Source organism: Streptomyces inusitatus, from assembly GCF_014651115.1.
GTDB classification, from domain to species: domain Bacteria; phylum Actinomycetota; class Actinomycetes; order Streptomycetales; family Streptomycetaceae; genus Streptomyces; species Streptomyces amakusaensis.
The window spans coordinates 193,406-218,795 of sequence record NZ_BMWG01000004.1 but is presented as its reverse complement, the minus strand read 5'-3'; the positions used below and the strand labels follow the sequence as shown (position 1 = coordinate 218,795).

Genomic DNA, 25,390 nt, shown 5'->3' with positions numbered 1-25,390 from the left:
CCGTCACCTTTCCGGAGCCTTTCCGGAGCCCTTTCGGGGCCCTGGGGCGGGTGTTCCGATCGGCGCCGGCTTCAGCGCGGCGAGACCACGGCGCCCAGCAGCCCCGGCCCGGTGTGCGCCCCGATCACCGCGCCCACCTCGCTGACATGCAGATCGACCAGCCCCGGCACCCGCTCCCGCAGCCGGTCCGCGAGCGCCTCGGCCCGCTCGGGGGCGGCCAGATGGTGCACCGCGATGTCCACGGCGCTCACGCCCGCCCGCTCGACGGCGAGCTCCTCCAGCCGGGCGATCGCCTTGGACGCGGTGCGCACCTTCTCCAGCAGTTCGATCCGCCCGCCGTCCAGCCGCAGCAGCGGCTTCACCGCCAGCGCCGAGCCCAGCAGGGCCTGCGCGGCCCCGATCCGGCCGCCGCGCCGCAGATAGTCCAGGGTGTCGACGTAGAAGTGGGCGGAGGTGCCCGAGGCGCGCTTCTCCGCCGCGGCCACCACCTCGTCGGGGGATCCGCCGCTCTCGGCGGTCTCGGCCGCCGCGAGCGCGCAGAACCCGAGGGCCATCGCGATCATCCCGGTGTCCACGACATGCACCGGCACGGGTGCGTCCTTGGCGGCGAGCACCGCGGCGTCATAGGTGCCGGACATCTCCGCGGACAGATGCAGCGAGACGATTCCGGTCGCTCCGGCCGCCGCGGCGGCACGGTAGACCTCGGCGAAGGTTTCGGGGCTCGGCCGCGATGTGGTCACCGAGCGTCGTTTCTGCAACGCCTGCGCGAGCGAACGGGCCGAGATCTCGGTGCCCTCTTCGAAGGGGCGGCCGCCGAGGACGACGGTCAACGGCACCGCCACGATGCCGTGGCGTTCCATCGCCGGCGGCGGCAGGTAGGCCGTGGAATCGGTGACGATCGCGACATGGCGGGACATGAGCGGGAGGTTACCGGTCACGGGCACCGCACGGCAGCCTGGGTCCGGACCGGGCCACCGCCGCCACCCCGGCCGACATCGCCGCCCCGGCCCCGGCCCGCCGTCCGCCCGGTCAGTTCCTGGTCTCGGGCTCGGGGCGGTCGGTCTTCTCCCAGGAGTACGCGGTCTGCTGCCGGGGGTCACGCGCGGTGATCGCCTGAGGCTCCGCCGCCGGTCCGGAGGCCCCGGCGGACCCGGCGGACCCCGCCCGCGGCCGACTCCCCTCGGCTCCAGTGGACCCGGCCCCAGTCCCAGTCCCGGTTCCGCTCTCGGTCTCCGACCAGTGGCGCAGCGCCCCGGCCTCCATGTCGATCTCGGAGCTGAGCAGGTCCAGATCGTCGTCGGCGAACTTCCGCGCACGGTCCCGCGCCGCCCAGCGCAGGGACTCCGCGGAGTGCGTGATCCGCTCCGTACGCTCACGGAGATCGGGCAGCCGGGAGGCCACCGTCGACCGGTCGGGCTCGCGCTCCAGACGCTTCAGCTCGTCGTCCAGCTCACGGCCGTGCACACTCAGCCGCTCGAAGAGGACGATGGTCTCGGAGAGCGAGGCGTCTTCCGACGCCCCAGCCTGAAGGGCCTCCTGAGTGGCCCTCATCGAGGTGCGCAGCGACAGCCGCAACTGCGCCAGCTCACCGGCGACACCGACCTGGCCCAGGCTCTTGGCGCGCAGCGTGGTGTCCTCGACCGTGCGGCGGGCCTGCGTGACCGTGCGCTCCACACCGCGCTTGGCGACGCCGACCGCCTTCACCGTGGCGTACACCCCCAGCGCCACCAAGGCGATGGCGAGCAGCGCCAGTATCGTGATCACGACATCCATGCGGACCCTTTCGGCGTCGGCTGTGTGCGCCGGCTGCGTACGTCGATTGTGCTTCCTCCACCGTAAACGCAACGGGCAGGCCGGGGGTTCCACCGGAACCCCCGACCTGCCCGTAGGGGTAACCCCGGGGATCGCCCCGGGGAGACCCGGCGGGCCTACTCGGGAACGATGTTGACCAGCTTGGGCGCGCGCACGATCACCTTGCGGATGCCCGCGCCGGCGAGCGCGGCGACCACTCCCGCGTCACCCAGCGCCAGAGCCTCCAGCTCGTCGTCGGAGATCGACGGGGAGACTTCGAGCCGCGCCTTGACCTTGCCCTTGATCTGCACCACGCAGATCACGGACTCGTCCACGACATACGCCGGGTCGGCGACCGGGAAGTCCTGGTGCACCACGGAGTCGGTGTGGCCCAGCTTGCGCCACAGCTCCTCGGCGATGTGCGGTGCCAGCGGCGCGACCAGCAGCACCAGGCTCTCGGCGACGCCGCGGGTCAGCGGGCCGCCCGCCTTCGTCAGATGGTTGTTCAGCTCGGTGATCTTGGCGATCGCCGTGTTGAAGCGGAGCGCCGCCATGTCCTGTCCGACGCCGTCGATCGCCTTGTGCAGCGCGCGCAGCACGGTCACGTCCGCCTCGCCGTCGACGACGGTGACCTCACCGGTCGACTCGTCGACGATGTTGCGCCAGAGCCGCTGGAGCAGCCGGTACTGGCCGACGACGGCGCGGGTGTCCCACGGCCGGGAGACGTCCAGCGGGCCCATGGCCATCTCGTACAGACGCAGGGTGTCCGCGCCGTACTCGGCGGCGATCTCGTCCGGAGTGACGGCGTTCTTCAGGGACTTGCCCATCTTGCCCAGCTCGCGCCTGACCGGCTCGCCCTGGTACGCGAACGTCCCGTCGGGCAGCTCCTCGACCTCGGCGGCCGGGACCGGGAAGCCCCGGGCGTCCCGGTAGACATAGGCCTGGATCATGCCCTGGTTGTAGAGCTTGTGGAACGGCTCGGCGGAGGAGACATGACCCAGGTCGAACAGCACCTTGGACCAGAACCGCGCGTACAGCAGGTGCAGTACGGCGTGCTCGGCACCGCCGACGTACAGATCGACGCCGCCGTGCGGCATGCCGTCGCGCGGGCCCATCCAGTAGCGCTCGATGTCGGGCGCGACCAGCTGCTCGCTGTTGTGCGGGTCCAGATAGCGCAGCTCGTACCAGCACGACCCGGCCCAGTTGGGCATGGTGTTGGTCTCGCGGCGGTACCGCCGGGGGCCGTCGCCCAGGTCGAGGGTGACATTGACCCACTCGGCGTTGCGGGAGAGCGGGGTCTCGGGCCGGCTGTCGGCGTCCTCGGGGTCGAAGGTGCGCGGCGAGTAGTCGTCGACCTCCGGCAGCTCCAGCGGCAGCATCGACTCGGGCAGCGGGTGCGCGACGCCGTCCTCGTCGTAGACGATCGGGAAGGGCTCGCCCCAGTAGCGCTGCCGGCTGAACAGCCAGTCGCGCAGCCGGAAGTTGATCGTGCCCTCGCCGATGCCGCGCTCGGTCAGCCACTGGGTGATGCGCGCCTTGGCCTCGGCGACCTCCAGGCCGTCCAGCGAGATCTCGTCGTTGGAGGAGTTGATCGCCGGGCCCTGGCCGGTGAACGCCTCGCCCTCCCAGCCCTCCGGCGGCCGCACGGTGCGGATGATCGGCAGGCTGAACGCCTCGGCGAACTCCCAGTCGCGCTCGTCCTGACCGGGCACGGCCATGATCGCGCCGGTGCCGTAGCCCATCAGGACGTAGTCGGCGACGAAGACCGGGATACGGGTGCCGGTGACCGGGTTGACGGCGTACGCGCCGCTGAAGACGCCGGTCTTGTTCTTGTGCTCGGTCTGGCGCTCGACGTCGCTCTTGGTCTGCGCCTGCTTGCGGTACGCGGCCACGGCCTCCGCCGGGGTGGCGGCACCGCCGGTCCATGTCTCCTTGACGCCCTGGGGCCACTCGGCGGGCAGGATCGAGTCGATCAGGCCGTGCTCGGGCGCCAGCACCATGTACGTCGCGCCGAACAGGGTGTCGGGACGGGTGGTGAAGACGGTGACCTTGGCGTCCGTGTGGCCTTCGACGGCGAAGTCGACCCGCGCGCCCTCGGAGCGGCCGATCCAGTTGCGCTGCTGGAGCTTGATCGCCTCGGGCCAGTCCAGGGCGTCCAGATCGTCCAGCAGCCGGTCGGCGTAGGCGGTGATCCGCATGTTCCACTGGCGCAGCTTGGCCTTGAAGACCGGGAAGTTGCCGCGCTCGGACCGACCGTCGGCGGTGACCTCCTCGTTCGCCAGCACGGTACCCAGGCCGGGAGACCAGTTGACGGGAGCGTCGGAGGCGTACGCCAGGCGGTAGCGGCCCAGCGCTTCGGCGCGCTCGACGGCGCTCAGTTCACTCCAGGGGCGCGTGGCGCCCTCGACCGCGCGCTCGCCGCTCTCGAACTGCGCCACCAGCTCCGCGATCGGGCGGGCCTTCTGGGCGGTCTCGTCGTACCAGGAGTTGAAGATCTGGAGGAAGATCCACTGGGTCCACTTGTAGTACTCCGGGTCGATCGTCGCGATCGAGCGGCGCTGGTCGTGGCCCAGGCCCAGCCTGCGGAGCTGGCGCTTCATGTTCGCCATGGCCTCTTCGGTCGACACCCGGGGGTGGGTGCCGGTGGCGACGGCGTGCTGCTCGGCGGGCAGGCCGAAGGCGTCGAAGCCCAGGGTGTGGAGCACGTTGTGCCCGGTCATGCGCTGGTGGCGGGCGAAGACGTCCGTGGCGATGTAGCCCAGGGGGTGTCCGACGTGCAGACCCGCGCCCGAGGGGTACGGGAACATGTCCATGATGAACTTCTTGGGCCTGGCCACCGCCGAGGGGTCCCCGGCCAGGTCTCCGCTCGGGTTGGGCGCCTCGTACGTGCCGTCGGCGTCCCAGAAGTCCTGCCAGCGCGCCTCCACATCGGCGGCCATGGCGGCCGTGTAGCGGTGAGGTGCGGCCACCTCGGCGGCGGAAGCAGCAGAATTCGTCTCGCTCATGATCCTTAAAGCTCCATCGATCGTCTCTGCCAGCGGTTCACGGGGGGCGTGTCCCGGAAACAAAAGGACCCCTCACACAGGAGGGGACGCCGCGCCGATTCCGACCGGATCTCTTCATCCGCCGGGACTGATCAGCGCGGCTCGCTAAGCAGAAGGCGTACGGCACGCATGGCTTCAGGGTACCGCAGCGGGCGTTCCGGGCGCGGGGACGGGCACCGTCGGGGCCCGGGCCCCGACGGCCCGGGGGCTTCACGGGCCGCCCGGGCGCTTCGCGTGCCCCCAGGAGGGCAAGGCGGGCGGCCGGCGGGCAGCGCGGAAGCGGTGGGCACCCGACCGGGTGACCCACCGCTTCTTCACTGTGGAGCTAAGGAGAATTGAACTCCTGACCTCCTGCATGCCATGCAGGCGCTCTACCAACTGAGCTATAGCCCCTTGCGAGATGCCGCCGTTCCGAACTTTTCTCCGTTGCGGCGACGTGGACAACATTAACGCCCCCTCGCGCGCTTCACCAAATCCGTTCCCGATCCGTTCCCGCACCTCCGCGAGGAACCGGGGGCGCGGGGGGACCCCGCCGCCAAGGAAGGCCGAAAACCGACTGTCGCGAAGAGCCTCCCGGGGCTGCCCCCGGGCCGCGCGGCGGACGGCCCTCAGTCGGTGGCGAACGAGTAGAAGCGCTTCAGGGTGCAGTGCTCGTCGAGGAGGCGGCCGTAGATCGGCTCGCCCTCCAGCTCACGGTAGGTCTCGATCGGGTCGCCTTTTATGATCAGCGCCCGAGCGCACTCCTCGCACCAGTACTGGTACTCGGGGTTGATGGGATCCATGTCGCGGACAATCGGCGTACCGCTGCCGCACCAGTCGCATTTACGCCTGTGTGCCCCCATCGCTCAGCTCCAGCTGTGACCGCAGGACGTACACACGTAAGAAACTCCGCCGTTGTCGCCGAGGACCTGGGCGACATGCACGGATCCGCAGGACGGGCAGCCGAGGAGAGCCGACATGGCGCTCTCCTTCCCGCTCTGGCCGGTGGTCCCTTCCGGCCGTCCGATTCTGCCATGACCACGCAACCAGGTCAGCGGCGTTGACACGAAGGGATGCGTGAAACGCCGAATCCCGCCCTCTATCGAGGACGGGATCCGTGCGTTTCATTCTGTGGAGCTAAGGAGAATTGAACTCCTGACCTCCTGCATGCCATGCAGGCGCTCTACCAACTGAGCTATAGCCCCTTGTGTTCTTCGCGCTCTGCGCTGCGAACAAGAAGAACTTTAGCCTGCGACCTGCCCGAAAGCGAAATCCGGGGGTACGGGGCCTGCCCGGACCACTCCGGTCCGGCCGGGCCGGCCGCGTACGGGCCGGTCCCGGAGGCCGGGCCGGAGTCAGTCGTCGTCGCCGAGGACCGGTTCCGGGAGGGTGCCGGCATTGTGCTCCAGCAGCCGCCAGCCGCGCGCGCCCTCGCCCAGCACCGACCAGCAGCAGTTGGTGAGCCCGCCCAGGCTCTCCCAGTGCTGGGACTCCAGGCCGAGCAGACGGCCGATGGTGGTCCGTATGGTGCCGCCGTGGCTGGCCACGACGAGAGTGCCGTCCTCGGGGAGCTTCTCCGCGTGGCGCAGCACCACGGGAGCGGCCCGGTCGGCGACCTCGCTCTCCAGCTCGCCACCGCCCCGGCGCACCGGCTCGCCGCGCTTCCACGCGGAGTACTCGTCGCCGTACCGCTTGATGATCTCCTGGTGGCTCAGCCCCTGCCAGACGCCCGCGTAGGTCTCGCGCAGGCCCTGGTCGTACTGGACGGGGAGGCCGGTCAGCCCGGCCAGCTCCTCGGCCGTGGCCGAGGCCCGCTTCAGGTCGGAGGCGATGATCGCGTCCGGCTTGAGGGAGGCGAGCAGCCGGGCCGCCCGGCGCGCCTGGGCGACACCGGTCTCGGTCAGGGCTATGTCCGTGGTGCCCTGGAAGCGGCGCTCCAGGTTCCACGACGTCTGACCGTGCCGCCACAGGACTATCCGGCGGCCGGTCTTCTTGTAGGCGTCCTCGTTCAGCTCAACTCACCGTCCGGGTTGCCGGTCAGCTGGGCGTGCTCCTGTCCCTTGCCACGGGTCTTCAGGGCGTCCTCGGGCAGCGGCAGCTCGGGGCAGTCCTTCCAGAGCCGCTCCAGGGCGTAGAAGACACGCTCCTCGCTGTGCTGGACGTGGACGACGATGTCGACGTAGTCGAGAAGGATCCAGCGGGCGTCGCGGTCGCCTTCGCGGCGCACCGGCTTGACGCCCAGCTCCTTGTTCAGCCGCTCCTCGATCTCGTCGACGATCGACTTGACCTGACGGTCGTTGGGGGCGGAGGCGAGCAGGAAGGCGTCGGTGATCGACAGCACATCGCTGACGTCGTACGCGATGATGTCGTGGGCGAGCAGGTCGGCAGCCGCCTGGGCGGCGGTGCTGACGAGCTCGATGGAGCGGTCCGTAGCGGTCACAAGCAGGCTTTCGTCGGCGGTCGGATGACCCCACCAGGGTCTCACGTACCGCCGACACTCCTCGCGGCGATTGCCCGTCCATGATCGTCATTCTGTCGTCCGTGCAGGTCACACGGTGCCTGTCGGCCCCATCACCCCGTCTTGAAGTCCTGGCCGAGCACCACGCCGACGTCGGCGTTGGGGGCTGTGTCGCCCTTTTTGACCGCGTCGGCGGGCAGGCCCAGGGTCTTGGCGACCTCGATCGCCTCCTCCTTGCGCGCCTCGTCACCGTAGGTGACCTGTGAGGTGATCGCGGGGTCGGCCTTGCCGCTGTCGACGACCGCGTAGCCGCCGTTGACCAGGGAGACCCGGGCGGTCTCGGTGGCCGTGGTGGCGCCGGTGGCGTTCCTGATGCCGACGCGGACGGCGTCCCCCTTGTCGGGTGCGCTGACCGAGCCGCCGAGGATGTCCTTGACGACCGTGCCGGAGGCCTGTGCGGTGAGGGTGCCGTCCTGTTGCACGGGGAGCAGCTCCGTCTTGTGGTCGCCGCCCTTGGCGCGCTCGGCCAGCTTCGCCAGCGAAGCGCCCAGGTCACTCTCGGTGAGGGAGGGGTCGAGGATCTGCGCGAGGGTCTCCACGGTGACGGTGGCCGACCTGGCGTCGCTCGGGAGCTTCTTCAGCACGGCCTGCATGACCTGGCCGAACCGGGCGAGCTGCCGGGGCTCGGCCTCGCCGGGCGCGCGGTGGGTGGCGTACGCGACGGCCGCGCGGCCGTTCAGAGTCCGGTTCTCGCCCTTCTCGACCAGCGGGGCGTCGCCGCTCTTGGCCCCGGGAACGGCGGTGTCGGTGGTCAGGTCGATGCCGCCGACCAGTTCCACCAGGTTCTCCAGGAAGGGGGTGTCCAGCCGCCAGGTGCCGGTGATCTTCGCGCCGAGGAGGGTGCCGACCGCCTCCCGGGTGCCGTCCGAGCCGTCGTCCTCGACGGACTTGGCGAGGGTGGTCACGGTGCCGTCGTCATTGGCGACGGTGAGCGCGCCCGGCAGCAGGACGGTGGCGGCCTGCCGGGTGGTGACGTTGTCCACGAGAAGGGCCGTGGAGGTGCCCTTCTTCTTGGTGTTGTGGAGATGCAGCACGATCACGTCCCGCTTCTGCGGGCCCGCGGCGGACGAGCCGCCCTCCGACGACTGGCCGGGCCGTGTCTGCGCGTACCAGAGATAGCCGCCCGCGCCCACGACGACAAGCGCCAGGACCACGATGAGGGCGATGTTCCGGACGCGGCCGCGACGCTTGGCCTCCTCGCGCCGCTCGGAACGGCTCTCGGTGAACTTCAGCCAGTCGATGACGTCTTCGGAGTCGGCGTCCGGCTCCTCTATGAAGGAGAACTGTTCGGTGCGGTAGTCGCGTTCGCCCTCGGGCCGCCGCTGACCGGGGACGACGGCTTCGGCACGGCTCCGCTCGGCCTCCGCGGGGGCGGGCGGAGCCTGCTGGGGCTGGGGCTGGGGCGGCTGCTGGGGCGGCTGCGACGGCCCGGAGGGTTCGTATCCCTGGCCGTATCCCTGGGCGCGCCCAGGGTCCGGCTGCTGTTGGGCGTACGGGTCGTACTGCTGGGGCTGCTGGTACGACACGGGCTGCGGCTGCACGTACGGGTCATAGCCGTACACCTGGCCGTGACCCGGGTCCGGCGGCTGCTGCGGTTGTTGTTGCTGCTGCTGTGCGTACGGGTCGTACTGCTGGGGCTGCTGGGGCTGTTCATAGACCGGCTGCCCGTACTCGTCGTAGCCGACGATCCCCGGCTGCGGGTAATACGGGTCGTACGGGTTCTGCTGGTCGTTCACCGGTGCCCCTCTCCGCGGCTCACTCGCCGCGGTACAACTGCCGCTTGTCGATGTAGCGCACCACACCGTCGGGCACGAGATACCAGACCGGGTCGTCCTGGGCGACCCTCCCCCGGCAGTCGGTCGAGGAGATCGCCAGCGCGGGGACCTCCACCAGGGAGACCTTCCCCTCGGGCAGTCCGTCGTCCGTCAGATCGTGACCCGGCCGGGTCACACCGACGAAGTGCGCCAGCGAGAACAGCTCGGTGGCGTCCCGCCAGCCGAGGATCTGCGAGAGCGCGTCGGCTCCGGTGATGAAGAACAGGTCCGCGTTCGTGTTGAGGGAGCGCAGATCCCGCAGGGTGTCGATGGTGTACGTCGGCCCCGGGCGGTCGATGTCGATCCGGCTGACCGAGAACTGCGGGTTGGACGCCGTGGCGATGACCGTCATCAGATAGCGGTCCTCGGCGGGCGAGACCGCTTTCTCGCTCTTCTGCCACGGCTGCCCGGTCGGCACGAACACCACCTCGTCGAGGTGGAACAGGGCGGCCACCTCACTGGCGGCCACCAGGTGTCCGTGGTGGATCGGGTCGAACGTCCCGCCCATCACGCCGAGTCGCCGCCGGCCGGGCACTGAGCCCACCGGCACTTCGTGCTCTCCCATGCGTGCAGAGCCTACTGGCACGGCGGCCCGGCCCGACCCCCCGGCCGTCAGCGGTCGCGGTTGAAGCGGGTGGTGATCCACAGCAGCAGCAGGAGCACGGCCAGCGCGCCGGCGCCGGTGACGATCGGTTCGAGGCTCTGGTGGCGGCCCCCGCCCTCGGCGCCCTCGGCGAGAGTGACCAGGTGGGTGGCGGTGCTGGTGAGGCTCATCTTCGGCGGGCCCTTATCGATCGGAGAAACAAAGCGGAGAGACTTCGCCCACATCGTATGCGGGCGGCTCGGGCACGCTCACGCCGACTCGGTCGTTGTGGTGATCACGACGCCGTTCCGGCGGCGGCGCCGGGTCGGCACAGGGCTTGCGACGCCTGGCCGTTCCGGGGTTATCCACAGGCTCCGACGGCCACTGGGCCCACCGCCTACGCTGGGGTCTGTCAGGGGGACGAGCACATCAGCCACACCCATCACCGCACCATGACGCACCAAGCACCATCCGGGTCACACAGGGGGCATGAATGACCGAAAGCAATCAGGAGAATGTGCCGAGTCGGCAGCGGAAGCGCTTCCCCGGCATCTCCTCCCGGGCGTACGAACATCCCGCGGACCGCTCGGCGCTGATCGCGCTGCGCAAGCTCACCGGGTTCGACACCGTCTTCAAGGCGCTGAGCGGGCTGCTACCGGAGCGCAGTCTGCGGCTGCTCTTCCTCTCCGACTCGGTACGGGTGGGAGAGCGGCAGTTCGCCCATCTCCACTCCATGCTGAGGGACGCCTGTTACATCCTGGACCTGGAGAAGGTCCCGGCGATGTACGTCACCCAGGATCCGCGCCCCAACGCCATGTGCATCGGCCTCGACGAGCCGATCATCGTGGTGACCACCGGTCTGGTGGAGCTGCTGGACGAGGAGGAGATGCGGGCGGTCGTGGGCCACGAGGTGGGTCACGCCCTCTCCGGCCACTCCGTCTACCGCACGGTCCTGCTCTTCCTCACCAATCTCGCGCTCAAGGTCGCCTGGATCCCGCTCGGCAATGTGGCGATCATGGCAATCGTCACCGCGCTCCGGGAGTGGTTCCGCAAGTCGGAGCTGTCGGCGGACCGGGCGGGGCTGCTGGTGGGACAGGATCTCCAGGCCTCGATGCGCGGGCTGATGAAGATCGCCGGCGGCAATCACCTCCATGAGATGAACGTGGACGCGTTCCTGGAGCAGGCCGAGGAGTACGAGGCGGGAGGCGATCTCCGCGACTCCGTGCTGAAGATCCTCAATGTGCTGCCGCGCTCGCACCCGTTCACCACCGTGCGGGCGGCCGAGCTGAAGAAGTGGGCCGAGAGCCGCGACTACCAGCGGATCATGGACGGCCACTACCCCAGGCGCTCGGAGGACCGGGACACCTCGGTCACCGACTCGCTCCGCGAGTCCGCCTCGCACTACGCGGACACCGTGCGCACCAGCAAGGATCCGCTGATGAAGCTGGTCGGGGACATAGCCGGCGGCGCGGGCGACCTGGGCGGCAAGCTGCGGGACAAGTTCACCGGAAACAGCGGCGGAAGCGGCAACGGCAACGGGAACGGAAGCGGCGGCACCGGAGACGGCACCGCGAGCTGAGGCGGCCGGCCGGGGCCCGGTCAGCGGCCGGGGGCCCGGGGCCGGAGCGGGTGGTGGGGCTGGGCCCCCGGGGCGAGGGAGCCGCAGAGCGCCGGAGTGGTGTCGCCCAGCGCGTACGGGTCGGTGCCGGCCGGGGCGCGGGTGGACGGGCTGCGGCCCGCCAGCAGCGGGCGCAGCACCCCGGCGGTCTCGGCCGAGCAGCTCTGCGGTCCTGCCTGTACCGAGCTGGTCAGCAGCTCCGTCCGGTGCCTCAGAAGATCCTCCCGGTCGAACCGGAAGCGCAGCTCCCGGCGGACGGTGAAGAGCGAGGCCCCGCCCGCGCCGCTCCGGGCGGCGGGAGCGGTGTCCCCGGCGGGGCGGAGGACATAGGCGAAGGTGTGGTCCGAGGTCACTTCCAGGGTGTCGGGGCTCGTCTCGGTGACATGGAGAGTGCCCCCGACGCGCACCTCCGGGGCGGCGAGGGCGACCTCGGCCGGGTCGTAGCGGACCAGCCAGCCGGTGGCGGCGTGGCGGCCGTCCGCGGCGGGCCTGGCCATGCTGCGGTCGAACTGCTCCAGTTGGTCGGGGTCGAGCAGCACCCGCACCGGCCGGATCGCACCGCCGGTGAGCACATCGGGGTCGAGCGAGGATTCCACCAGATAGTCCTTGGCGGTGGTGAGCGCGGCCATCACCTGGCTCACGGAGAAGTTCTCGGTGGGGCGGACGCCGGGGAGGGCGATCCCCGCGGCGCCGGCGCGGAATCGCGCGGCGGGGCCGCGGGCCTGGAGATCGGTGGGGGTGCCGCCGGGGACAGGGCCCGAGGGGGCGAGGGGGATCAGGGTGACGCGCAGGGGTTCGGCCCGTTTCGCGGGCGAGGTGTGGTGCGGCGGGCGGAGGCTCAGATAGATCGCCGTGCCGAAGACGACGGCGACGGCCACGACCAGGACCAGGAGGAGGGCCGGTGTGGAACCGGTTCCAAGACGCCAGACGGGGAGCGAGCGCACGGCGGGCGCGTGGGGGCCCATCCGCTCCGTCGCGGAGAACTCCTGAAGCCGCGCAGCCTGTACGAACGATTCGTCGAAGACGACGAACCGGTACTCGTCCTCTCCGCCCCCGGGAAGCCCTTCGGGTGTTCCCTCGGGTGTTCCCTCAGGCGGGTCTCCCCGACCTGCCATACCTTGAGGCTCGGTCTGGCGGAGCCCTGATAAACACCGCAGGGGGCGACAAACTCTGACGAGTTCCCACGAAGGTGTTCATGGGCGGGTGCGTGGGGAGCGCGGCGAAGGGGGGTCAGGGCGCTCCGGGGCCGGTGGAGAGGGAGGGGACGACGAGCCGGTCGGCGGTGGAGGTGGTGGCGTCGACACCGCTGGTCGCGGGCGCGGGCACCTGGTCCTGGCGGCTGCCTGAGGCTCCCCGGTACACGGCGGTGAAGGCGAGCGCGACCATCCCGATGCCCATCAGCAGGGCGAGCACCCAGGCCACCGGGCGGTGCCAGCGGGCGGTGCCCCGGTAGGGGCGCAGAGCGCCGCCGTGGCTGCCGTAGGGGCCGTCCTCGTCGTCGGGGTGACTCTCGTCGTCCCGGAGCCGGTCGCGGTCGTGGAGGCCGTGTCCGTCGTCATGGGCCGCGGCGGCGGCGCGGGCGGCCTCGGCCTCGGCGCGGGCCCGGGCGGCGGCCAGCAGGCGTTCGACGGCGCTGGGTTCGCGGATCAGGGCGGCCTTGACGAAGTCCTCGTCGAACACCACGGGGGCGAAGTCCTCGTCCGCGCCTCCGCGGTCGTCGTCGGGCTCCCAGCCGTCCGGGAACGGCCTGCCCCCCACGTCGTCCGGCACGCCATCAGAGTAGACCCGGCCGCCGGGTTTGGGCAGACCGAGGAGGAACTCTCCCTCCGCCCGCGCGACCGGTCGCGCGCCGGGCGGGCGGAGGGTGCGAAGTGGTGGAGGGAGGTTCAGCGGATATGGCCGTCGCCGGTGACGATGTACTTCGTGGAGGTCAGCTCGGGCAGCCCCATGGGGCCTCGGGCGTGCAGCTTCTGGGTGGAGATGCCGATCTCCGCGCCGAAGCCGAACTGGCCGCCGTCGGTGAAGCGGGTGGAGGCGTTCACCGCGACCGTGGTGGAGTCGACCAATTGGGTGAAGCGGCGGGCCGCCGCCTGCGAGGTGGTGACGATCGCCTCGGTGTGGCCGGAGGACCAGAGCCGGATGTGGGCCACCGCCGCGTCCAGCGAGTCCACCACCGCGGCGGCGATGTCGTAGGAGAGGTACTCGGTCTCCCAGTCCTCCGGGGTGGCCGCGACGACCGTGGCCTTGGTCCCGGCCTCGGCGGCGTGCGCCCGCACCCGCTCGTCGCCGTGGACGGTGACCCCGGCCTCCGCGAGGGCGTCCAGGGCGCGCGGCAGGAAGGCCGCGGCGATGTCCTGGTGGACGAGGAGGCTCTCGGCCGCGTTGCAGACGCTGGGGCGCTGGGCCTTGGAGTTGATCAGGATGTCGACGGCCATGTCGATGTCGGTCTCGGCGTCGACATACACATGGCAGTTGCCGGTGCCGGTCTCGATGACAGGGACGGTGGACTGCTCGACCACCGTGCGGATCAGGCCCGCGCCGCCGCGCGGGATCAGCACGTCCACCAGGCCCCGGGCGCGCATCAGCTCCTGGACCGAGTCGCGGGACTCCCCGGGCACCAGCTGGATCGCGTCGGCGGGCAGCCCCGCCCCGCCGATCGCGTCGCGGAGCACCCGCACCAGCGCCGTGTTGGAGGAGTACGCGGAGGAGGAGCCGCGCAGCAGGACCGCGTTGCCCGACTTGAGGCAGAGGGCGGCGGCGTCGACGGTGACATTGGGCCGGGCCTCGTAGATGATGCCGACCACGCCGAGGGGCACCCTGATCTGCCGCAGATCGATGCCGTTGGGCAGGGTGGAGCCGCGCACCACCTCGCCGACCGGGTCGGGCAGGGCGGCGACATGGCGGACGTCGGCGGCGATCGCCCGCACCCGCTCCGGGGTGAGCGTGAGCCGGTCGATGATCGACTCGCTGGTGCCCGCCTCCCTGGCGCGGGCGATGTCCTCGGCATTGGCCGAGACGACTTCACTCGTACGGACCTCAAGCGCGTCGGCGATCGCCAGCAGCGCGTCGTCCTTCGCCGAGCGCGGCAGTGGCGCGAGGTCGGCGGCCGCGGAGCGGGCCCGGTAGGCAGCCTGGGTGACCGGGGTGAGGTTGTCGTACGGCGAAAGCGGCGAGGGCGTGGTCATACCCGCAGGGTAGTGCGCTCGCCGCAGCCGTCCGGCCCGTATTCCGTCTTGTCCCGCACTGCGAGATGGAGACCCCGGGTGCTCAGAAGGGATGGACACCCACCGGGGACGCGGGCGGCGGGCCGTAGCCCTCCGCGATCCGCTGGTGGTAGGTCTGCCGGTCGATGACCTCCAGCCCCACGATCTTCCACGGCGGCAGCTTCGACGTGGAGCGGTGCTCGCCCCACAGCCGGAGCGCGACGGCCGCCGCGTCGTGCAGGTCCTGTGCCTCCTCCCAGTACCGGATCTCGGCGTGATCGACCGCGTACCGGCTGGTCAGCAGGAAGGGGTGGTCATGGGCCAGCTGTTCGAGACCACGCCTGACCTCCTTGAGCGGTGCCTCGGCGCCGGCGACGCTGAGGGTGATGTGCCAGAGCTTGGACTGCGTCCGTTCCTCGGCGCGGGCCTGTGCCTCTCCCGTCCGGCCCGCCGGGCCGGGGTGCGGCGCCCGGCCCTCGCCCCGGGAACGCGGCCGCCGCTCCGCCCGGTCCTGTTCGTGCCCCTCCTCGGAGTCGTCGAAGTCGGCGCCCTCGAAGTCGGCGCCCGCCTCGACACTCGTCAGGGGTCGTTTCTCACCCGCCGTCCTTCGGGTGTGGTCGCCCGCGGTCCTGCGGATGTTCGGGACGCCCCCGGTTCCTCGGGGCACATCCCCTGGGCGCGCTCGTCTCACCGGCGGCCTCCTGTTTGCATGTGTCGTCCTGCTTGTACCCCGGCATCCCCCGCAACAAAGTTGACCAGTCCTGGACGGAACATGGGGTGGTTTTGGTAAAGGTCCCTGTTGGTTGGCGGGACTTTCAGCCGTTTCAGGGGTGCAGGACGACCAGATCGTCCCTGTGTACGACTTCCCTCTCGTACTCGGGACCCAGCTCCCTGGCGAGGTCGCGGGTGGAGCGGCCGAGGAGCTGGGGGATCTCCTTGGCGTCGAAGTTGACCAGCCCCCGGGCGATCGCGCCGCCCCGGGCGTCGCGCAGCTCCACCGGGTCCCCGGCGCTGAACTCGCCCTCGACCGCGGCGATCCCGGCCGGCAGCAGCGACTTGCGGCCGTGGACGACCGCTTCCACCGCTCCGTCGTCGAGGATCAGCGCGCCCCGCGGGGTGGAGGCGTGGGCGAGCCAGAGCAGCCGGTCCGCCGAGCGGCGTCCGGTGCGGTGGAAGAAGGTGCCGGTGCTTCTGCCGGCGAGCGCGTCGGCGGCGTGCACGGCGGAGGTGAGGACGACCGGGACGCCGGCCGCGGCCGCGATCCTGGCGGCCTCCACCTTGGTGGCCATGCCTCCGGTGCCGACGCCCGCCCTGCCCGCGCCGCCGGTCTCGACATGGGCGATGTCGGCGGGGCCGCGCACCTCGTCGACGCGGGAGCTGCCGGGCCTGGCCGGATCCCCGTCGTAGAGCCCGTCCACGTCCGAGAGGAGGACCAGCAGATCGGCGCGGACGAGATGGGCGACCAGGGCGGCCAGCCGGTCGTTGTCGCCGAAGCGGATCTCGTCGGTGGCGACGGTGTCGTTCTCGTTGACCACGGGGACTGCGCCCATGGCGAGCAGCTGGTCCAGGGTCCGGTAGGCGTTGCGGTAGTGGGCGCGGCGGCTGGTGTCGTCGCCGGTGAGCAGCACCTGGCCGACCCGTACGCCGTAGCGGGCGAAAGAGGCGGTGTAGCGGGCGACCAGAAGGCCCTGGCCGACGCTGGCGGCGGCCTGCTGGCGGGCGAGGTCCTTGGGGCGGCGGGCCAGGCCCAGGGGCGCGAGCCCGGCCGCGATCGCGCCGGAGGAGACCAGGACGATCTCCTTCTCGCCTCCCGACCGGACCGTCGCGAGCACGTCCACGAGCGCGTCCACCCGGTCGGCGTCGAGGCCGCCCGAGGCGGTGGTCAGGGAGGAGGAGCCGACCTTGACGACGATCCTGCGGGCCTGGGTTACCTGCTGTCTTGCCACTGTCACAGAGGGAATCTATGTCAGGGCGGGCCCCGGACGCCCCGGCATTTCACCGGCTGGACAGCCGGCCGGGCCCGCACGGCGGATGCCGTGCGGGCCCTGGCGGCGCTGGTGTGGCCGGTGAGGCCGGTTGGGTCAGGCCCGGTCGAGGGACTCGGCCTCGGCCGGGACGGCCTCCGGTCCGGCGTCGGGCTGAAGGTTCAGCTCGAACTGCGCCTCTTCGTTCAGCCGCTGCTCGACGCCCAGGTTGCGGGCCTCGGACTCGGCCGCGAGGGCCTGTACGGCGGCGTTGAAGCGCTCCATGGAGGAGGGGCTGTCGGGGCCGAGGAGGTACTCCTTCAGCTCCTGGCGGTCCGCCGCCAGCAGATCGCGCTCCGGGGAGGCGACGGCCGCCAGCAGCACGTCCAGCTCCTCCGCGCTGTTGGTCAGGACGACCGCCGCGCGGGCGGCGGTGTTCTGGCGCTGGAACTCGGCGGCGCCCAGCTCGGCGGAGTCGGTCAGGGCGTACGGCTTGCCGCTGGCCATGAAGTCCGAGACCACGCTGGAGATGTCGGAGACCATCGCGTCGGACTCGTTGAAGCAGTCGTACAGCTTGGGCTCGGCACCGGTCACGACCAGGTGCTCCCACCAGCCCTTGGAGAGCCAGTAGGCCTCGTTCCACTCGGCCCGGAGCTCCTTGATCCGCTCCAGTCGCTGCGGGTCGGCGAGCGAGTCGCGCGACTCCTCGGCAGAGTCGCGGCGCGCGCGGCCCGGCTTGGCGAGCGCGGTCAGCTCGGCCGAGATGCGGGCCATCTCCTCGCGGGCGGCCTCCTGCGCGGGCTTGGCGGACTCGGCCTGTCCCGACCAGCGGGGGTCGGTGAGACGGGCCTCGTTGGACTCCGCGATCATCGCCCGGATCCGCTGGTGGACGACCTTGGCCTCCTTGTCGCGGATGCCGGTGAAGGGGTGCGGCTTGTAGATCACGCGCACCGGGTGCTCGGCGGTCAGCAGCCGGCTGATGATGTTCTCGCCGGCGAGCAGCAGCGAGGTGTTGCCCGGGTTGTCGTCCCAGCCCTCCCAGGTGGGCGCGTAGAGCACCGTCGGGATGGGGTTCTTCGGGGTGCCGGTCCAGGACTTGATGGGCGCGAGCTGGGGGCGTCCGACCTCGACGATGTCGTCGTCGCGGACGCCGACGTCGGCGAGGGCGTAGCGGTCGCGGCCGGCCCGGCCGGCGGTCCAGACCTCGTCGTACACCTTGCTGTACGGGTTGACGCTGGCGAGCTTGTCGCTGTCGCCGTGGCCGATGAAGACGTGCTGGATGGTGGGCACGCGCAGCAGGTGGATGTTCTTGCCGACGTTGGCCGCGTAGAGCGCCACCCGGACCGAGGAGAGGTCCATGTTCATCAGGTGGGTCGCGCCGGGGACGCAGATGACGGGGACGGTGGTCGGGTGGAGCTTGTTGACCAGTCCGCGCTCGCGCATGATGATCAGCGGCCGGCCGTCGACGTTCTCCATCGTCTCCAGCCACATGTTGGCCTGGTAGGCGGACTCCTTGGAGCCGGAGAAGTACAGGACGACGGTGGGCCGGTACTCGCGCAGCCAGTCGCTGACCGCTTCGAGGACCTCCGGGGCGGCCGGGACCCGGCGCTTGCGGCGCAGATACGGGGCGAGCGCCAGGATGTAGAGCACGGCGAGGCCGAGGCTGACGGCGAGGCCCGCGTAGCCGATGGCGTCCCGGTTCAGGGCGGTGGCGAGCAGCACGCCGAGGACCGCCGGGATGTCCATGTGCAGTATCTTCTCGGCGGCGCGGACCCGGAGGGCGGCCGGCGGCGCGTCGGGGATGCCGAGGGCCTGGAGGTCGACGTTGCGGGTGACGACCGGCATGCCGCGGCGGAGCCGGATCAGGGTCACCAGCGCGCCGTGCGGGGCCTGGATGCCGTAGAAGATCAGGAAGCCGGCGACGGCCACGTAGAAGAGCGTGGTCTCGGCGAGGCCCTCACGGGCGAGCAGCAGGATCAGCATCACCTGGCGCAGCAGGAAGCGGATGGTGATGCCGACGCGCACCTTGCCGAGGCGGTTGATCAGATAGCTGCCCTTGCGGTGCAGATACCAGTCGGCCGCGTAGGTGGCGGTCGCCGCGGCGGCGAACATCCAGACGTTCGGCAGCAGTGCGGCGATCATGACGCAGGGATAGCCGAGTCCGAGGAGAACCGCGGCGGCCAGCTCGGACAGGCTGCCGACGCGCGCCAGACGAATGGCTGTGGAAATCACGAAGAACCTGCTCCAAGGGTGTGATTTGATCCTCTTTGCGAGAATTGCGAATCCGGAACTTCGCAACCCGAAGGCGGAGTCAGGACTTCACACAGCGCACGGCCGGGCCCCCACGCCCCCGGTATCCCCGGCATTTCGCACACAGGGAGGGGCATGGAGGCCCGTAAAACTGCTGTGAAACTGCTGTGGCAGCATTCATCGCTTTAACAGCGAATTATTGCATATCTTCTTCGCGGGTCAGGACCGCGGCGAGTGCCTGTTCAAATCCGGACGCCTCGCTCGCGCCCCGGGTCGGGTCCTGCTGGCGCACGTCGATGACATGGCCGGTCAGCTCCGAGAGCAGTACGTCGAGAGAGGTGCGCGCGACGGCCTCGGAGGAGAGGAGGCTGCCCGCGGGCTCCGCGCCGAAGGCCTTGGTGCGCATCGGGGTCGCGGTCCGCTCGGGATTGACGCAGTTGACGCGGATCCCGTCATTCGCCCACTCGTCGGAGAGCGCCTGGGTCAGATTCACCATGGCGGCCTTGGTGGAGGAGTAAAGGCTGTACTCGGCACGGCCTCGGGTATAGCTGGAGGAGGTGTAGAGCAGCAGCTGGCCCTTGGTCTCCGCCAGGTACTTGTACGAGGCACGGGCGATCTGCACCGGGGCCAGGTAATTGACGTTCAGCGCTTCCTGGATGGTGCTGTTGTCCGTCTCGGCGAGCTTGCCGATGCGCAGGACGCCCGCGGTGTTGATGACGTAGTCGATCCGGCCGGTCTCGGAGTACGCCTTGGAGAGGGCGTCGTCCACGTGCTCCGGGTTCTCGACATGGGTGCCGGTGGTGGAGCGGCCCAGCGCGTAGACCTGGGCGCCGTAGGTCCTGGCCAGCTCGGCGATGTCCGCGCCGATGCCGTAGGAGCCGCCGAAGACGACCAGCGTGCGGCCTTCCAGCAGCTCGCGGTAGGCGGCCTCGTCGGCCTGGCGGGGGGCGGCGGTGGAGGCGAGCTGGAAGAGCTTGTCCGTGATGAAGACATCGACGGGCTGGGTGACCTTCATGTTGTACTCGTCGCCCGCGACCACGTGGATCGGCACGTCGGGCAGGTACTTCAGGACCACCGAGCAGTCGTCGGTGGCCTGGAAGTTGGGGTCCCCGGCGGCGACCTCGTAGGCCCGGCGGATGGTGGAGAGCTTGAACGCCTGCGGGGTCTGGCCGCGGCGCAGCCGGGAGCGGTCCGGCACGTCGGTGATGAACTCGCCGTCCTCGCCGTGGGTGCGGGTCACGATGATGGTGTCCGCGGAGGGGATAGCGACGTCGACGGCCTGGTAGCGCTCCAGCGCGTCCACGCAGTCCTGGATCACTCGCTGTGACAGCAGCGGGCGGACGGCGTCGTGGAAGAGGACATTGCGGTCCTCGCCCTCGGCCAGGCCCTCGCCGAGGGCGGCGATGGCGCGCTCGGTGGTCTCGTTGCGGGTGGAGCCGCCCTCGATGACCTTGGTGACCTTGGTCAGTCCGGCCTTGGCGACGATCTTCTCGACGTCGGGTACGAACCCGGGGGCCATCAGCACGATCACATCGTCGATGGAGTCGGCCTGCTGGAAGATCGTCAGTGTGTGCTCGATGACAGCCTTGCCGGCGATCTTCAGCAGCTGCTTCGGGATCGACAGACCCACGCGCTGGCCGGTACCCCCGGCGAGGACGACTGCCGTGGTACGGGGCTTGGCTTCGTGCGGCACAGACACAGAACGACCTACCTTCAGACGAGTGAGACGGTGCGATGGTCGCACTCTGTGTGACCGCATCGCAAGGCGGGTATGGGGGGACACTTCCCCCGGGTCCACCGCGCGTTCACTCGGTGGCCAGGGAGGTTGGGGCCGGGGACCCTCGATCGGGCCGTGACGGACGCCACAGACGAGGCGGGTTTGCGCCCCTGGCGGGGCGGGTCGCCGTCATCGGCGGACGGGTCCGCCGGGTCCGCCGGGTCCGCCGTCATCGCTTGGCGGACCGGTCGGTGGGCCGGTCGGTGAGTCTCAGGACGAGTCCATTGTCCCCCTCGTAGCCGAGTGAGACTTTCACCAGCCGCTGGGGCCTGCCGAACAGCCTGCGCAGCACCCGGCGCGGCAGCAGCAGCGGGCGGCGCTTGTGGGTGAGGGCGTCCGGGTAGACGAAGACTCCGCTCTTGTCGACGACGTCGTCGAGGAGACGGGCGACCCGCACCGGCTCCCGGCCGGGGGCCGGGCGCAGCCAGACCTCCCAGACGTCGTTCGGGGTCAGCTGGCGGGCGGCGGGCGTCTCGCCGTCGATGACGGCCAGGAAGCCGTGCGGGCCCTCCCGGTCGGCGGGGAGGACGATCTCCTCCTCGGGACCGCCCCGGCGGCGCAGGACCAGCTCGGGGCGGCCCGCGGGCAGGGCGGGGCCCAGCAGCCGGCCCCGGAGGGTGAGCCGGGTGCCGGAGCGGCTGATGTCGCCGGCCTCGGCGTGCACGGGCCGTACCCAGGAGCGCAGTGCGAGCTGGTGGCGGGGGCCGCGCCGGTGGGGCACCCGGTGGCGCACCCCGGAGCCGGGGACGAGCCGGCCGGGGGCGAGGAGCGAGCCGCGCTGGTCGACCGAGCGGCTCAGCAGTACGGTGCGGCGGCCGCCGCCGGGGCGGTCGGCGGTGCAGAGCCACTGGCCCTCGGCGAACTCGTCGCCGGCCGGGACGGTCGCGGTGCCGTCCGGGCGGAAGGGGTAGATCCGCTCGTCCGCCGCGCCGGAGCCGCCGGTGCGGACGCAGACCAGGCGCAGTCCGGGGTGGGTGAGCACGGCGTCCGGCGGGGTGACGAGGGTGACGGTCAGCGAGCCGTCGTCCTCCGCGACGCAGTCCGCCACCGGTTCGAAGACGGCGTCCGGCGCGGTACCGCCGCCGGTGCCGGTGCCGCTGCCGGTGCCGCTGCCTTCCGGAAGGGGGGAGGCGGAGGCCCGGTCGCCCGCGCCGAGTTCGGCGAAGAGGTCCGCGTACCGCCGGGCGACGGCGGAGGGGTCGAACCGGCGGGAGTTGCGGGCGGCGGCGGCCCCCATCTTGCGGCGCAGTCCCTCGTCCTCGATGAGCGTGAGCAGCGCGGCGGCCACCGCGTCGGCCTTGCCGACCGGTGTGAGCAGTCCGTCCTCGCCGTCCTTGAGGATCTCGCGGGGGCCGTAGTCGCAGTCGGTGCTGACGACGGGCAGGCCGTTGCGCATCGCCTCGACGAGGGTCATGCCGAAGGACTCGTGGCGGGAGGTGGAGACGGCGACGGAGCCCTTGACCCACTCCGGGTCGATCGGCGAGCGCGGCCCCATCAGCAGGACGTGGTTGCTCATCAGATGTTTCTGGACGCAGCGGCGGAGCCGGTCCTTCTCCGCGCCCGAGCCGCAGATCCGCAGGGTCCACTCCGGGTGCTCGGCGACGACCTTGGCGAAGGCGCGGATCAGCACCTCGTACTGCTTCTCGCGGGAGAGCCGGCCCGCGGCGACGACGACGGGGGCCGTCAGCGCGGAAGGGGCCACGACGGGCCGGGGGACGCTGTTGGGGATGGCGAGGACCCGGGTGTCCGGGAGGGGCATCCGGGCCCGCCAGACGGCCGCGTCGCCCTCGGAGACGGTCACGAAGGCGTCGAGCGCGGCGAGGTGGGGGCGCATCTCCTCGCGGAGGGCCTCGCTGTGGTGGTTGTGGCTCATGTGCTCCTGGCCGATGACCACCGCGCCCGGGGGCGCGCAGCGGGCGGCGTAGACGACCAGGCCGGGGCGGGTGCCGATGACGACATCGGCGGTGGAGGCGGCGTAGTGCTCGCGCACCCGCCGGTCGGTGAGGGCGCTGTACTCCTCGTACCGCGCCTCCGAGCGGGGGAAGAGCACGGCCGGGGTGCGGTGCTCGGGGTGGTCCTTCTCCTGGGCGGGCGAGCCGGGGCGGGTGTCGACCAGGGGGACGACGGTGATGCGGGGGTCGATGTCGAAGAGGGGGACATTGCGGTGGCGGAAGACCGAGACGATCTCGATCTCGTGCTCGGCGGCGAGTTCCTCCGCCAGATTGAGCGTGGTCCGGATGGTCCCGCCGATTCCGTAGATGGTGTGGATGAGGAAAGAGATCTTCACAGGTGCTCCGCTCGTCCGCCCAGTCCTTTTTGCGCGGTTTCCACCGCTTTTACCGCTCTCCAGAACACTTACGGCATCAGCGTGCCGTGCCGCCCGCGGCGCATCGGGACACGCCGAAGAGACCCGGTCCGCGAGAGCGGTACGGGCGGCCGCGCTGACCAGAGTGGACCGTCGGCGGGACGGGGGACCGCCCCCGGCCGGCGGGGGCGGGGAACGGCGAAAAGGCCCGGCGGAGCGCTCGGGCCTTTCGTCATGGGGATCGGCGGGGACCGCCGGTGACGGAAACGGTCCGGGACGGGATCGCTCCCGTCACCGGATCGGTTCCTCACCGGATCGGTTCCGTCACTGGAACGGGTGGAACTCGTCGTACTCGCGCTGCGGGTCGTCCCGCTCGGCCTCGCGGTCGCGGCGGCGCTGGGCGGCGGGCCGGGGGGCCTCCAGACGGTGGTCCTCGCCGCGGCGGCCGAGCATCTCCGCGCCCGCCATCATGGTCGGCTCCCAGTCGAAGACGACCGCGTTGTCCTCGGGGCCGATGGCGACGCCGTCACCGGCGCGCGCGCCGGCCTTCATCAGCTTCTCCTCGACGCCGAGGCGGCTGAGCCGGTCGGCCAGATAGCCGACGGCCTCGTCGTTGCTGAAGTCGGTCTGGCGGACCCAGCGCTCGGGCTTCTCGCCGCGCACCCGGTAGAGGTCGCCCTCCTCGCGGACGACGGTGAAGCCGGTGTCGTCGACCGCCTTGGGGCGGATGACGATACGGGTGGCCTCCTCGACGGGTTTGGCGGCGCGGGCCTCGGCGATGATCCCGGCGAGGGCGAAGGACAGCTCCTTCAGCCCGGTGCGGGCGACGGCCGAGACCTCGAAGACCTGGTAGCCGCGGGCGAGCAGCTCGGGGCGGATCATCTCCGCGAGGTCCTGGCCGTCGGGGATGTCGACCTTGTTGAGGACGACGATCCGGGGCCGGTCGTCCAGGCCGCCGTACTGCTTCAGCTCGGCCTCGATGACATCGAGGTCGGAGACGGGGTCGCGGTCGGACTCCAGCGTCGCGGTGTCCAGTACGTGCACCAGCACCGAGCAGCGCTCGACATGGCGCAGGAACTCCAGGCCGAGGCCCTTGCCCTGGCTGGCGCCGGGGATCAGACCGGGGACGTCCGCGATGGTGTAGACGGTGGAACCGGCGGTGACGACGCCCAGGTTGGGCACCAGGGTGGTGAAGGGGTAGTCCGCGATCTTCGGCTTGGCGGCGCTGAGCACCGAGATCAGCGAGGACTTGCCTGCGCTCGGGTAGCCGACCAGCGCCACGTCGGCGACGGTCTTGAGCTCCATCACGACATCGCGGAACTCGCCGGGCTCGCCGAGCAGCGCGAAGCCGGGGGCCTTGCGGCGGGCGGAGGAGAGCGCCGCGTTGCCGAGGCCGCCGCGGCCGCCCTGGCCCGCGACGAAGGTGGTGCCCTGGCCGACGAGGTCGGCGAGGACATTGCCCTGCTTGTCGAGGATGACGGTGCCGTCCGGGACCGGCAGGATCAGGTCCTGGCCGTCCTTGCCGGAGCGGTTGTCACCGGCTCCGGGCTGGCCGTTGGTGGCCTTGCGGTGCGGGCTGTGGTGGTAGTCGAGCAGGGTGGTCACCGACTGCTCCACCACCAGGATCACATCGCCGCCGCGACCGCCGTTTCCGCCGTCGGGGCCGCCGAGCGGCTTGAACTTCTCCCGGTGAACGGAGGCGCAGCCGTGGCCTCCGTTACCCGCGGCGACATGCAGTTCGACGCGGTCCACGAAGGTGGTCATGGGTGTGCCTCCATTGTTTACGGAACTTTCCTAGCTGTAACACAGCGGAGGCGGACCCGCTTCCCGATAAGGGAAGTGAGATCCGCCTCCACGCAAAACTCACGGAATACTCCGCGGCCAAAACCGTTCTACGGCTCCGGGAAATCGAAGTAAATCGATCAGCCAGCGACCGGAACGATGTTCACGACCTTGCGGCCACGGTGACGGCCGAACTCGACCGCTCCGGCGCTCAGCGCGAACAGGGTGTCGTCGCTGCCGCGACCGACGCCCGAGCCCGGGTGGAAGTGGGTGCCGCGCTGGCGGACCAGGATCTCACCGGCGTTGACGACCTGACCGCCGAAGCGCTTCACGCCGAGCCGCTGAGCATTGGAATCGCGACCGTTCCGAGTGGACGATGCGCCCTTCTTATGTGCCATGTCTCCTCAGTCCCTTACTTCGCGGCCGTGGGGATGCCGGTGACCTTGATCGCCGTGTACTGCTGACGGTGACCCTGGCGACGGCGGTAGCCGGTCTTGTTCTTGTAGCGCAGGATGTCGATCTTGACGCCCTTGTGGTGGTCCACGATCTCGGCGGTGACCTTGATCCCGGCCAGGACCCACGGGTCGCTGGTGACGGCTTCGCCGTCGACCACGAGCAGGGTAGAGAGCTCTACCGTGTCGCCAACCTTGGCGGTGGGAATCTTGTCAACCTCAACGATGTCGCCGACAGCAACCTTGTGCTGGCGACCACCGCTGCGCACGATGGCGTACACGCGGATCTCTCTTTCGCTCGGATCGGACC

The 25,390-nt window shown here is 70.8% G+C and carries 21 protein-coding genes and 2 tRNA genes; 1 reads left to right on the top strand and 22 read right to left on the bottom strand.

The annotated features are described in order from the left end of the window. Positions 1-71: 71 nt before the first annotated feature. The 11 genes from IE247_RS10425 to IE247_RS10375 form a co-directional block, all read right to left on the bottom strand. On the bottom strand, positions 72-917 hold the full coding sequence (locus IE247_RS10425; RefSeq protein ID WP_190122703.1) for a DegV family protein: 846 nt from the start codon (positions 915-917) through the stop codon (positions 72-74). A 112-nt stretch (positions 918-1,029) separates the two neighbouring features. Beyond that, entirely contained in the window at positions 1,030-1,773 is a 744-nt protein-coding gene (locus tag IE247_RS10420; RefSeq protein WP_190122702.1) for a hypothetical protein, read from the bottom strand. Positions 1,774-1,928: 155 nt separating this feature from the next. Then, positions 1,929-4,796 (bottom strand): leucine--tRNA ligase, encoded by a 2,868-nt coding sequence (gene leuS, locus IE247_RS10415; protein WP_190122701.1) that lies wholly within the window; start codon positions 4,794-4,796, stop codon positions 1,929-1,931. 359 nt (positions 4,797-5,155) lie between these two features. Continuing rightward, a tRNA-Ala gene (locus IE247_RS10410) sits at positions 5,156-5,228 on the bottom strand. 215 nt (positions 5,229-5,443) lie between these two features. After that, complete coding sequence (locus tag IE247_RS10405; RefSeq protein WP_190122700.1) at positions 5,444-5,677, bottom strand: hypothetical protein; 234 nt, start codon at positions 5,675-5,677, stop codon at positions 5,444-5,446. 269 nt (positions 5,678-5,946) lie between these two features. Then, positions 5,947-6,019: transfer RNA gene (locus tag IE247_RS10400), tRNA-Ala, on the bottom strand. Positions 6,020-6,169: 150 nt separating this feature from the next. Continuing rightward, entirely contained in the window at positions 6,170-6,826 is a 657-nt protein-coding gene (locus IE247_RS10395) for a histidine phosphatase family protein (RefSeq protein ID WP_190122860.1), read from the bottom strand. Beyond that, positions 6,823-7,254 carry a ribosome silencing factor gene (gene rsfS / locus IE247_RS10390; protein WP_190122699.1) on the bottom strand — a complete coding sequence of 144 codons (432 nt, stop codon included), beginning with the start codon at positions 7,252-7,254 and terminating at the stop codon, positions 6,823-6,825. Before rsfS ends, IE247_RS10395 begins: the two co-directional genes overlap by 4 nt. Before the next feature lie 131 nt (positions 7,255-7,385). After that, entirely contained in the window at positions 7,386-9,068 is a 1,683-nt protein-coding gene (locus IE247_RS10385) for an LCP family protein (RefSeq protein ID WP_190122698.1), read from the bottom strand. A 19-nt stretch (positions 9,069-9,087) separates the two neighbouring features. Next, positions 9,088-9,711: a nicotinate-nucleotide adenylyltransferase gene (gene nadD, locus IE247_RS10380; RefSeq protein WP_190122697.1), complete on the bottom strand. Its 624-nt coding sequence runs from the start codon at positions 9,709-9,711 to the stop codon at positions 9,088-9,090. Positions 9,712-9,758: 47 nt separating this feature from the next. After that, the gene (locus tag IE247_RS10375; RefSeq protein WP_190122696.1) at positions 9,759-9,920 is read right to left on the bottom strand and encodes a hypothetical protein; all 162 of its coding nucleotides are present in this window, start codon (positions 9,918-9,920) and stop codon (positions 9,759-9,761) included. Positions 9,921-10,222: 302 nt separating this feature from the next. Between IE247_RS10375 and IE247_RS10370 the strand changes: the two genes are divergently transcribed. Next, positions 10,223-11,308 (top strand): M48 family metallopeptidase, encoded by a 1,086-nt coding sequence (locus tag IE247_RS10370; RefSeq protein ID WP_190122695.1) that lies wholly within the window; start codon positions 10,223-10,225, stop codon positions 11,306-11,308. Between the two features lie 20 nt (positions 11,309-11,328). Here the strand turns inward: IE247_RS10370 and IE247_RS10365 are convergent, their stop codons facing one another. The 11 genes from IE247_RS10365 to rplU form a co-directional block, all read right to left on the bottom strand. Next, complete coding sequence (locus IE247_RS10365) at positions 11,329-12,462, bottom strand: SCO2583 family membrane protein (RefSeq protein ID WP_190122694.1); 1,134 nt, start codon at positions 12,460-12,462, stop codon at positions 11,329-11,331. Between the two features lie 115 nt (positions 12,463-12,577). Continuing rightward, the gene (locus IE247_RS10360) at positions 12,578-13,117 is read right to left on the bottom strand and encodes an SCO2584 family spore wall biosynthesis protein (protein ID WP_190122693.1); all 540 of its coding nucleotides are present in this window, start codon (positions 13,115-13,117) and stop codon (positions 12,578-12,580) included. 116 nt (positions 13,118-13,233) lie between these two features. Next, positions 13,234-14,532 (bottom strand): glutamate-5-semialdehyde dehydrogenase, encoded by a 1,299-nt coding sequence (locus tag IE247_RS10355; protein WP_190122692.1) that lies wholly within the window; start codon positions 14,530-14,532, stop codon positions 13,234-13,236. 82 nt (positions 14,533-14,614) lie between these two features. Continuing rightward, positions 14,615-15,241, bottom strand: a complete 627-nt coding sequence (locus IE247_RS10350; protein WP_190122691.1) for a DUF8830 family protein — start codon at positions 15,239-15,241, stop codon at positions 14,615-14,617. 133 nt (positions 15,242-15,374) lie between these two features. After that, positions 15,375-16,502: a glutamate 5-kinase gene (proB, locus tag IE247_RS10345; RefSeq protein ID WP_190122690.1), complete on the bottom strand. Its 1,128-nt coding sequence runs from the start codon at positions 16,500-16,502 to the stop codon at positions 15,375-15,377. Between the two features lie 129 nt (positions 16,503-16,631). Then, positions 16,632-18,746: a CDP-glycerol glycerophosphotransferase family protein gene (locus IE247_RS10340; protein ID WP_190122689.1), complete on the bottom strand. Its 2,115-nt coding sequence runs from the start codon at positions 18,744-18,746 to the stop codon at positions 16,632-16,634. A gap of 214 nt (positions 18,747-18,960) precedes the next feature. Continuing rightward, positions 18,961-20,463, bottom strand: a complete 1,503-nt coding sequence (locus tag IE247_RS10335; protein WP_190122688.1) for a bifunctional cytidylyltransferase/SDR family oxidoreductase — start codon at positions 20,461-20,463, stop codon at positions 18,961-18,963. Positions 20,464-20,710: 247 nt separating this feature from the next. Next, positions 20,711-22,828 (bottom strand): glycosyltransferase family 4 protein, encoded by a 2,118-nt coding sequence (locus IE247_RS10330; protein ID WP_190122687.1) that lies wholly within the window; start codon positions 22,826-22,828, stop codon positions 20,711-20,713. Positions 22,829-23,170: 342 nt separating this feature from the next. Next, on the bottom strand, positions 23,171-24,610 hold the full coding sequence (gene obgE, locus IE247_RS10325) for a GTPase ObgE (protein WP_190122686.1): 1,440 nt from the start codon (positions 24,608-24,610) through the stop codon (positions 23,171-23,173). Between the two features lie 158 nt (positions 24,611-24,768). Next, positions 24,769-25,026, bottom strand: a complete 258-nt coding sequence (rpmA, locus tag IE247_RS10320; protein ID WP_190122685.1) for a 50S ribosomal protein L27 — start codon at positions 25,024-25,026, stop codon at positions 24,769-24,771. A gap of 14 nt (positions 25,027-25,040) precedes the next feature. After that, the gene (gene rplU / locus IE247_RS10315) at positions 25,041-25,361 is read right to left on the bottom strand and encodes a 50S ribosomal protein L21 (RefSeq protein ID WP_190122684.1); all 321 of its coding nucleotides are present in this window, start codon (positions 25,359-25,361) and stop codon (positions 25,041-25,043) included. Between the last annotated feature and the right edge of the window lie 29 nt (positions 25,362-25,390).

What these genes read in the sequence shown, in the direction of transcription:
- IE247_RS10370 (WP_190122695.1), top strand. Translation starts at nt 10,223, where the DNA reads ATGACCGAAAGCAATCAGGAGAATGTGCCGAGTCGGCAGCGGAAGCGC.
- rpmA (WP_190122685.1), bottom strand. Translation starts at nt 25,026, where the DNA reads ATGGCACATAAGAAGGGCGCATCGTCCACTCGGAACGGTCGCGATTCC.
- IE247_RS10375 (WP_190122696.1), bottom strand. Translation starts at nt 9,920, where the DNA reads ATGAGCCTCACCAGCACCGCCACCCACCTGGTCACTCTCGCCGAGGGC.
- leuS (WP_190122701.1), bottom strand. Translation starts at nt 4,796, where the DNA reads ATGAGCGAGACGAATTCTGCTGCTTCCGCCGCCGAGGTGGCCGCACCT.
- IE247_RS10355 (WP_190122692.1), bottom strand. Translation starts at nt 14,532, where the DNA reads ATGACCACGCCCTCGCCGCTTTCGCCGTACGACAACCTCACCCCGGTC.
- IE247_RS10420 (WP_190122702.1), bottom strand. Translation starts at nt 1,773, where the DNA reads ATGGATGTCGTGATCACGATACTGGCGCTGCTCGCCATCGCCTTGGTG.
- nadD (WP_190122697.1), bottom strand. Translation starts at nt 9,711, where the DNA reads ATGGGAGAGCACGAAGTGCCGGTGGGCTCAGTGCCCGGCCGGCGGCGA.
- IE247_RS10425 (WP_190122703.1), bottom strand. Translation starts at nt 917, where the DNA reads ATGTCCCGCCATGTCGCGATCGTCACCGATTCCACGGCCTACCTGCCG.
- IE247_RS10365 (WP_190122694.1), bottom strand. Translation starts at nt 12,462, where the DNA reads ATGGCAGGTCGGGGAGACCCGCCTGAGGGAACACCCGAGGGAACACCC.
- IE247_RS10405 (WP_190122700.1), bottom strand. Translation starts at nt 5,677, where the DNA reads ATGGGGGCACACAGGCGTAAATGCGACTGGTGCGGCAGCGGTACGCCG.
- obgE (WP_190122686.1), bottom strand. Translation starts at nt 24,610, where the DNA reads ATGACCACCTTCGTGGACCGCGTCGAACTGCATGTCGCCGCGGGTAAC.